General features: G+C 72.8%; 8 protein-coding genes. 4 read left to right on the top strand and 4 right to left on the bottom strand.

The genetic code is table 11. The annotated features are described in order from the left end of the window. From IR155_RS15315 to recQ, 4 genes are all read right to left on the bottom strand, one after another. Positions 1-1,338, bottom strand: a 1,338-nt coding sequence (locus tag IR155_RS15315) for an HTTM domain-containing protein (protein WP_167760823.1), incomplete at its 3' end; no start/stop codon positions are given. Then, the gene (locus tag IR155_RS15320; protein ID WP_135115657.1) at positions 1,335-2,120 is read right to left on the bottom strand and encodes a DUF5819 family protein; all 786 of its coding nucleotides are present in this window, start codon (positions 2,118-2,120) and stop codon (positions 1,335-1,337) included. The genes IR155_RS15315 and IR155_RS15320, both read right to left, overlap by 4 nt. A gap of 20 nt (positions 2,121-2,140) precedes the next feature. Beyond that, entirely contained in the window at positions 2,141-2,521 is a 381-nt protein-coding gene (locus IR155_RS15325; protein ID WP_135115658.1) for a hypothetical protein, read from the bottom strand. Between the two features lie 91 nt (positions 2,522-2,612). Next, positions 2,613-4,580, bottom strand: coding sequence for a DNA helicase RecQ (gene recQ / locus IR155_RS15330; protein WP_135115663.1), 1,968 nt, complete (start codon positions 4,578-4,580; stop codon positions 2,613-2,615). Between the two features lie 231 nt (positions 4,581-4,811). On the opposite strand from recQ, the gene IR155_RS15335 reads away from it, so the two are divergent. From IR155_RS15335 to IR155_RS15350, 4 genes are all read left to right on the top strand, one after another. Continuing rightward, entirely contained in the window at positions 4,812-5,174 is a 363-nt protein-coding gene (locus IR155_RS15335; protein WP_135115659.1) for a GNAT family N-acetyltransferase, read from the top strand. After that, positions 5,171-6,160: a pirin family protein gene (locus IR155_RS15340; RefSeq protein ID WP_135115660.1), complete on the top strand. Its 990-nt coding sequence runs from the start codon at positions 5,171-5,173 to the stop codon at positions 6,158-6,160. The genes IR155_RS15335 and IR155_RS15340 overlap by 4 nt, the downstream gene beginning before the upstream one ends. Before the next feature lie 81 nt (positions 6,161-6,241). Beyond that, positions 6,242-6,811, top strand: a complete 570-nt coding sequence (locus tag IR155_RS15345) for an ECF transporter S component (RefSeq protein ID WP_135115661.1) — start codon at positions 6,242-6,244, stop codon at positions 6,809-6,811. A 30-nt stretch (positions 6,812-6,841) separates the two neighbouring features. Beyond that, on the top strand, positions 6,842-8,604 hold a 1,763-nt coding region (locus tag IR155_RS15350; protein WP_135115662.1), incomplete at its 3' end, for an ABC transporter ATP-binding protein.

The following is an 8,604-nucleotide window of genomic DNA, read 5'->3' on the forward strand; positions in this document are numbered from 1 at the left end:
CTTCGGGGCAGGCCCTGGAGCGGGAGCGGCCTTCGGGATCGGTATCGGCTGCGCGGCAGGGGCCGACTTGAAGAGGGGCGGGGCGTCGTCTCCGGCACCGGCACCGGCACCGGCACCGGCACCGGCACCGGCAAGCACGAGCACTGGCTCCCGGACCGGCTCGGCGACCTCTCGAGGCTCGGCGGGCGCGCCGATCGGCGCCTTGCGGACCACCACGGGCCGCCGCGGCACCCGATCATCCGCGGTCCGGTCGTCCGATCCCGCGCGGGCACGCCGCCAGGCGCCGCGCGCGGCCGAGCCGAGGGCGATCCATGAGCGGTCGCGGACGAAGATCGCATCGATCGCGACCATCGAGAGCGAGAACCAGGGAAGGCCCATCAGCAGCCCGATCGCGGCGTGGAAGCCGAGGATGCCCACGAGCGCAAGGATGCGCGTGAAGCGGTTGAGCAGCATAAACGGGAACGAGATCTGCAGCAGGATCGAGCCCCACGACGCGAGCGCCACCATCGGCCCCCACGCCGTGATGAGGTCGGCGAGCTCCGGCCAGGTGCTGAACTTCTCGACCTGCAGCGGCGCGTACACCGCGGTGCCGCCCGACCAGGGCTCTCCCCCGGCCTTGTACAGGCCGCCGGCGACGTAGATGAACGTCACCTGCGCCGTCAGCAGCACGAGCACGAGGTTGTGCATCGCGTTCTGCAGCCACCCGGGAAGCAGCCGCTCGCCGCGCCAGATCCGCCGGATCCGGTCCCAGATGGTGCGGTTCGGTCCGGTGATCCCGGCCGCGCGGCGACGCGCATCCATCGACAGGACACCCGCCGGGTCGGCGAACATCAGCCAGAACAGGCAGATCCGGTAGGCGTTGTCGCCCTGATCGCCCGACGCACTGTTGAGCTCGATGATGCCGACGTACAGGGCGAAGAAGAGGGGAAGCGTGAGGCGGGTGCGCCAGCCCAGCATCACCGCGAGGGCGAGGGCCGCCGCGACGAGATAGAGGACGGTGAACGCCACGAGGTCGCCCGACAGCAGGTCGCCGAGACCGAACACCCAGACCTCGGGCAGCTGGCTGATCCTGTCGACCTCCTCGCCGTTCCAGAAGGATGCCGGGCCGTACAGATACGAGCGCGCCGTGTAGTTCGTCCACAGCAGGCCGAAGCCGACGAAACCGAGCAGGATGCGCGTCACCGCGACGCCGTAGCGCGCGTGCCGCTGGCCGATGAGCCACTGCTCGCAGAAGGACAGGATCCGGATGACGCCGCCGACGACGAGGCGCCATCCGCTCACGACGAGGTGACGGATGACGGCGACGATCCGCAGCAGGACGTCCCTCACGGCGATCACGGGCAGACCCTTGCCGGCGCGGAGCAGAAGTACGAACGGAACTGCTCGCGCGACTGGCCCTCGTACTCGAGGGGCCCGCGCCATCCGGTGCTGCGGACTGTCGGCTCGGGGCGCACGGCCTTCGGGTCGTTGCGCTTGTCGAACGGCACGATCCCCTCGCGGCTCACGCGGTACTGCACGCGCACGACGTCGTCGCCCCACACCGCGTACGCGACCTGGGTCGCATAGGCGGCGACGGTGCGCTCAGCCGCGACGTAGGTGTCGACGGTCTTGTCGGCGGCCAGGGACGACTCGAGGCGCGCGCTCCAGTCGTCCTTGAAGAAGTTCAGAGCCACGAGCTCCTTGCTCTTGTCGGAGAGCTCGCCGTACGCCTGGTACAGGTCGCTGGCCGCGGACACGGCAAGACCCGCGGAGCGCGGCGGGAAGAGGTTGTGCTGCGCGTACGACAGCTCTGCCGTGTTCGCCCGGGTCCATTCGGTGACGGCCACCTCACCGCCGCCCGCGTCGAGGGCGGCGCGCACGTCGAGGTGGTAGTCGCCGTTGATGGGCGCGGGGGCGAAGACGCTCCAGCTCTGTCCGAACATCGGCAGCATGTAGCCCCGCAGGGCGCCCGCGGGAACGACCTCGCGCGCCGGGGAGGGCGGCGCGATCCAGAGGATGCTGGCGAAGATGTGCCACGCCGTGAACAGCGCCATCGCGACGAGCACGATGCGCTTGACCACCGGCGCGGCCGTGGCGGCCCGGGAAGGACCCGGACCGCCACGGCGCTTCTCAGGACTCACATCCTGAAGGGTACGAGTGCTCACGCGTCGTGCGCGGCCACTCCGTCACGGCGCGTCGCGATCGTCAGCGCGGCACCCGCGATGAGGATCAGGAGGCCGAAGGGGATCAGCGAACCGAGGTCGGCACCGGTCGCGGCGAGCGAGCTGCGCGCGACGACCTGGAACGTGTCGTCGACGGCGCCCGAGAGGACTCCGACGAGCTCCACGCGGTGCTGACCGACGACGGCCTCGCCGTCGACCGCCCAGGTGAACACGACCTCGCCGTCCGCATTGGCGATCTGGGTACCCAGATCCTGCGGCACGGAGTACATCGTGGCCGAGACGGACTCGCCCGGCTCGAAGCCGTAGCCGTACGCGATCTGCTGCTGACCGACCTGGCGCACCGGGTGCTCCAGCTCCATCGAGATGCCGGCCGCATCGCTGACCGTGATGGTGTCACGCGCGGTGTAAGTGCCGTCCGTGCCGACGGATGGGACGGCGCCGGCGGGTGGGTCAGTGGGCGGCGATCACCTCGAGCACCGCCGCGCCATACGCCTCGCGCTTGCGCTCACCGATGCCGGAGACGCCGCCGAGCTCACCGAGCGTGGTCGGGCGGCGCTCGGCGAGCGCCCGCAGCGTGGCGTCGCCGAACACGATGTACGCCGGCACGCCCTGCTCTCGCGCCTGTTCGGCACGCCAGGCGCGCAGCGCCTCGAACAGCTCGCGGTGCTCGGGAGCCAGCTGCTCGGCGGCCGCGGCCTTTCGCGCGCCTCCCCCGGAGCGCGACACCCGGCCGATGACGTCGCGGCGCAGCGGCACGGGCGTCTCGCCGCGCAGCACTCCCCCGCTCGCATCGCTGAGCGCGAGGGTGCCGTACTCGCCCTGCGCGACCAGCAGCCCGCGCGCGAGGAGCTGCCGGATGACGCTGCGCCAGTCCTGATCGGACAGGTCGGCCCCGATCCCGTAGGTCGACAGCGCGTCGTGGCCCATCTTGCGGATCCGGTCGGTCGACGCCCCGCGCAGGATGTCGATGAGGTGACCGGCACCGAAGGCCTGGTTGCGCTCGCGCTTGAGGCGCACGATGGTCGACAGCAGCTTCTGCGCGGGGATGAGCCCATCCCACGTCTCGGGCGGCGTGAGGCAGGTGTCGCAGTTGCCGCACGGCTCGGAGGGCTGCCCGAAGTATGCGAGCAGGTTCTGACGGCGGCAGCCCACGGTCTCGCACAGCGCGAGCATCGCGTCGAGGTGCTGGCCCTGCCGCTGCTGGATCGCCCGGTCGCCGTCGCCCTGCTGGATCAGCCGCCGCTGCTGCACGACGTCGCCCAGGCCGTACGCCATCCAGGCCTGCGCGGGCTCGCCGTCGCGGCCGGCGCGACCGGTCTCCTGGTAGTAGCCCTCGACCGACTTCGGCAGGTCGATGTGCGCGACGAACCGCACGTCCGGCTTGTCGATGCCCATGCCGAACGCGATGGTCGCGACGACCACGACGCCGTCCTCCCGCAGGAAGCGCGACTGATGCCGGGCGCGCGTGGCCGCATCCAGTCCCGCGTGATACGGGATCGCGTCGATTCCCTGCCGGGCGAGGTACTCGGCCGTCTGCTCGACCGAGTTGCGGCTGAGCGCGTACACGATGCCTGCCGATCCCTCGGGCTGCGACCGGATGAAGTCGAGCAGCTGCTTGCGCGGCTCGGTCTTCGCCTCGATCCGGTAGCGGATGTTCGGACGGTCGAAGCTCGCGACGAAGTGGCGGGCGTCGGGAAGCCTCAGACGCTCGGTGATCTCGCGGTGCGTCTCGGGGGTCGCCGTGGCGGTGAGAGCGAGGCGGGGCACACCGGGGAAGCGCTCCGCGAGGCCGCCCAGCGCGAGATAGTCGGGCCGGAAGTCATGCCCCCACTGCGACACGCAGTGCGCCTCGTCGATCGCGATGACGCTGAGCGTGCCGCGCTCGAGCAGCCGCAGGGTCGCCTCGCCGTTGAGCCGCTCGGGCGCCACATAGAGCAGATCGAGCTCTCCCGCGACGTAGGCGCGCTCGACCCGGGCACGCTCATCCGGCGCCTGCGTGGAGTTCAGGTAGGCCGCACGCACGCCGTTCGCGACGAGCGCGTCGACCTGGTCGTGCATAAGCGCGATGAGCGGCGAGACGACGAGCCCGGTGCCGGGCCGCACCAGGGCCGGCACCTGGTAGCAGACGCTCTTGCCGCCGCCGGTGGGCATAAGCACAACGGCGTCGCCGCCGGCGATGACGTGGTCGACGACCGCCTGCTGGTCACCGCGGAAGGCGTCGTAGCCGTAGACCGTCTTCAGCGCCTCGACCGCGGTGGCGTACGCGGATGCGCGGATGCCGCCCGGCGCGGCGGCCGGCGGTGCTCCCGACGGCGACGGGACGTCGCCCGGCCCGGGCCCCCACGGCTCGTCCGGGGGCGGCACGTCGGCATACGGGTCGTAGGGAGGCTCGTCCTCCGGCGCCGGCTCGTACGGGATCCAGTCGCCGGGCCCACCCTGATCTGACGGGTCGGCCGGCGCCCACGAGCCCCAGCCGGACGGGGTCTCCTGGGAACTCTTGGTCACCTGATCGAGTGTAGGCGGCGCGTCCGACAGCGCCCCGGGTGTGGGAAAGCCGGCCAGGATGCGCGGCCTGGGGACGAGCCGCTTCCCGGTGTGGGCGGCACGACGTAGCGTGGCCCTGACGAGACCCGAGAGCGAAGGAGCGTTATGCCCCAGCCCAGCGAGACCGCGATCGAGGTGACGCGGAACGACGCCGAGAACCGGTACGAGCTGCACTTCTCCGATGCGACGCACGAGCGCACGCTCGCGGGACATGCCCGTTTCGAGCAGGGCACGCGGCGCATCCGGTTCACGGCGACCGAGATCGACCCGGCGTTCCGCGGCAAGGGCCTCGGCGACATCCTTGCCGGCGAGGCGCTTGCCGACGTGGCCCGCCGGGGCGACACGATCGTGCCGCTGTGCCCGTTCATCGCCGCCTACCTGCAGAGGAACGAGGTCGCCGGCGCCGTCGTCGAGTGGCCGGGCGGCACCCCGCTCGACGCCGCGACGCAGGGAGAGCCGCCCGCATGACCCGATACGACGTCGAGGCGACGTCGTGGGATCTCGCCTCCGACGCCTGCGACGGCCCGCGCGAGCTGCTGCTCGCTCCGCGGGAGGTGCCGCTCGGCGGCGTGCGGGCGATGGCGGTGCACCGCACGCTGCCCCAGCGCGAGCTGCCGACTGTCGGCGCGTGGTGCTTCTTCGACCGGTTCGGTCCGCAGGATGCCGTGATGCGGGTGGAGCCGCACCCGCACATCGGCCTGCAGACGGTGACGTGGCCGCTCGTGGGAGAGGTGCGTCACCGCGACAGCGTGGGCAGCGACGTCACGATCAGCCGCGGCGTGCTGAACATCATGACGTCGGGGCACGGGATCTCGCACTCGGAGTACTCGATCGGCGACGGTCCGGTGCCGCTCGACGCGCTTCAGCTGTGGATCGCGCTGCCGGACTCGCGTCGGCACGGCGCGCCCGACTTCGAGCGCCACGAGGGCCTTCCCTCGGTGGCGCTTCCCGTCGTCACGGGAGAACCCGCGACCGCCACGGTCGTCATCGGCGAGCTGTCCGGCGCCGTCTCACCGGCGACCGTGCACACCCCGATCGTCGGCGCCGAGGTGCGGATCCCGCCGCGGTCCCGCGTGCGCGTGCCGCTGCACCGCGAGTGGGAGTACGCGATCGCCGCCGTCGACGGCGACGTGGTGGCGCACGCCGGACGCTCCGGCGAGCCGACGGCACTGGCGCCCCTCGATCTGCTCTATCTCGGCATCGCGCGGGACGCCGTCGAGGTCTCGAGCGAGGAGGGGGCGATGTTCTTCCTGCTCGGCGGCGAGCCCTTCGAGGACGACCTCGTGATGTGGTGGAACTTCGTCGGCCGCGACCACGCGGAGATCGTGACCGCACGCGAGGAGTGGGAGACCGGATCCGGCCGCTTCGGTCACGTCGTCACGCACGGGGATGAGCGCATCCCCGCTCCCCCGATGCCGCAGGTGCGGCTCACTCCCCGGCGCCGCCGACTCTGATCCGGATCCGCCAAGGCCACGGCGCGGAGGCGCGCTGCAGCGACGGCGCCGCGGCCCCGATGGCGGGCATAGGCTCTGGGCATGGCACGCCCCCGGCTCGACACCCGCACCCTGCTCGTGTGCGCGGCGATCGGGGTCGGCACCGGCGTGCTCGGCGCCGGGGCGGCGTGGATCACCGTCGCCGTGCTCGCGACGCTGCCCATGGTCTACGGCTTCGTCCTCGGCGTGCACGTGCTTCCCGGTGTGGTGGCGCAGCGGCTGCTGCGGCAGCCGGGCGTCGCGCTCGCCACGCACCTGCTCGCCGCACTCGTCTCCAGCGCGTTCGCGCCGGTGTACATGTGGCAGGTCATCGCGACCGCCGTGCTGTTCGGCGGGATCCAGGAGGTCGCCGCGGCACTCGGGCGGTACCGCTCCTGGACGCCCCTGCGCTCGCTCGCCGCCGCCGTCGTGATCGGCGCGCTCGTCGCCGTCGCCGTCGCCTTCGCCGCCGACCTGGATGAGCTCGCCCCCTGGGCGCAGGTGCTCTACATCGTGCTGGCCGTCCTGGGGCCCGTCGCCTGGACCGTTGCCGGCCTGAGCACCGCCGCCGCGCTCGCCCGCGCGGGTGTGGGGACACCCCCGCGCGTGAAGGACGCCACCTCCCGAGGTTAGGTGCGCCTTACTCTCGGCTAATGTGAGGCCGTGCCCTCGGCCGACCGCCCCCTCCTTCGCCTGACCGACGTCTCGATCACGCATCCTGACGCCGTCCGGCCGACCCCGCGCGACGTGACGCTCGAGGTGCGCCGCGGCGAGGTCGTCCTGCTGCTCGGGCCGAGCGGATCCGGCAAGTCGACGCTCGCCCTCGCCATGAACGGGCTGGTGCCCCACGCGCTCCCCGCGACGCTCGACGGCACGGTCGAGGTCGATGGGATCGACACCGCGACGAGCACGGTCGCCGAGCTCAGCACGCGGGCGGCGATGGTCTTCCAGGACCCGGATGCCCAGCTCGTCGCCGGCACGCTGCTCGACGAGGTGGCGTTCGCGCTGGAGAACCTCCGCCTCCCCGCCGCGGACGTCCTTTCCCGCTCCGAGGATGCGCTGCGCCGGATGGGCCTGTGGGAGCGTCGCGCGTGGAACCCCGACCGGCTCTCCGGCGGCGGGCGGCAGCGTCTCGCGATCGCGTGCGCCCTCGCCATGGGCTCGCCGCTGCTCGTGCTCGACGAACCCACCGCCAACCTCGACCCCGTCGGCATCGACGACGTCTACGCGGCGCTCGCCGAGGTGGTCGCCGCGGGCGACCGCGCCATCGTCCTCGTCGAGCACAACCTCGACGCGGCCGTCGAGCTGGCGACGCGCGTCGTTGTGCTGGACGATGCCGGCGCCGTGGCGTTCGACGGTCCGGCCGCCGCGGTGCTGCGCGCCCGCGCCGAGACGCTCGCGGCGATGGGCGTGTGGCTGCCGTCCGCCACGCTCGCGGCCCTGCGCCTGCGCGACGCCGGTCATCCGATCGATCCGCTCCCGCTCACACCCGCCGAGCTGCGGGACGCTCTGGATCCGTCGCGGCGCGACGAGGCCGCAGCCCTGCTGCTGCGCGGCCCCGTCGCGGACGACGCCGCGGATCCGGTCGTGCGCGTGCGCGGGCTCACGCTCGAGAAGGACCGCAGCGAGGTGCTGCGGGACGTCGACCTCGACATCCCCGCGGGGTCGTTCACCGCCGTGATCGGCCCCAACGGCGCCGGCAAGACGACGCTCGTGCAGGCGCTCGCGGGCGTGACGCCGCCCCCGCCCGGCCGCGTCGCCGTTGCCGGGATGGACCCCGGATCCGCGTCGCCTCACGAGCTCGCGACGCGCATCGGCTTCGTCTTCCAGAACCCCGAGCACCAGTTCATCGCCCACACCGTGTACGACGAGCTCGCGCACGGGCTGCGCCTGCGCGGCCTGGCGGACGACGAGATCCGCGCGCGCGTCGAGGACATCCTCGAGCGGTTCGGCCTCACCGAGCGTACGGACGCCCATCCGTTCCTCCTGTCTGGCGGGCAGAAGCGGCGCCTGTCGGTGGGCACCGCGCTCGTCTCGGGCGACACGGGCCACGGCCCGGAACTGCTGGTGCTGGACGAGCCGACGTTCGGACAGGATCGCGCCAGAGCGGCGGAGCTGCTCGCCCTGCTGCGCGGGCTCCACGCCGCCGGCACCACGGTCGTCATCGTGACGCACGACCTGCAGCTGGTGGCGGAGCACGCCACGCACGTTGTCATCGTCGACGACGGCCGGATCGCCGCGGCCGGGTCGACGGCGGAGGTGTTCGCCGACGAGGCGCTGCTCGAGCGCTCGGGCCTGCGCCTGCCGCCGGTGCATCGGGCGCTGCGGGTCGAGGCGGCGGTGGCGGTCGGCGGGCGCGCCGGCGCCGGCGGCGTCCGGGGCGGCGCGGTTGCCGCGAGCGCGGCGGAGCCCACCCCGGCCAGGGC

This window comes from Microbacterium paludicola, assembly GCF_015235415.1.
GTDB lineage: Bacteria > Actinomycetota > Actinomycetes > Actinomycetales > Microbacteriaceae > Microbacterium > Microbacterium paludicola.

Excerpts from the sequence above, each read along its gene's own strand:
- IR155_RS15325 (WP_135115658.1), bottom strand. The coding sequence starts at position 2,521 with ATGGAGCTGGAGCACCCGGTGCGCCAGGTCGGTCAGCAGCAGATCGCG.
- IR155_RS15335 (WP_135115659.1), top strand. The coding sequence starts at position 4,812 with ATGCCCCAGCCCAGCGAGACCGCGATCGAGGTGACGCGGAACGACGCC.
- IR155_RS15340 (WP_135115660.1), top strand. The coding sequence starts at position 5,171 with ATGACCCGATACGACGTCGAGGCGACGTCGTGGGATCTCGCCTCCGAC.
- IR155_RS15345 (WP_135115661.1), top strand. The coding sequence starts at position 6,242 with ATGGCACGCCCCCGGCTCGACACCCGCACCCTGCTCGTGTGCGCGGCG.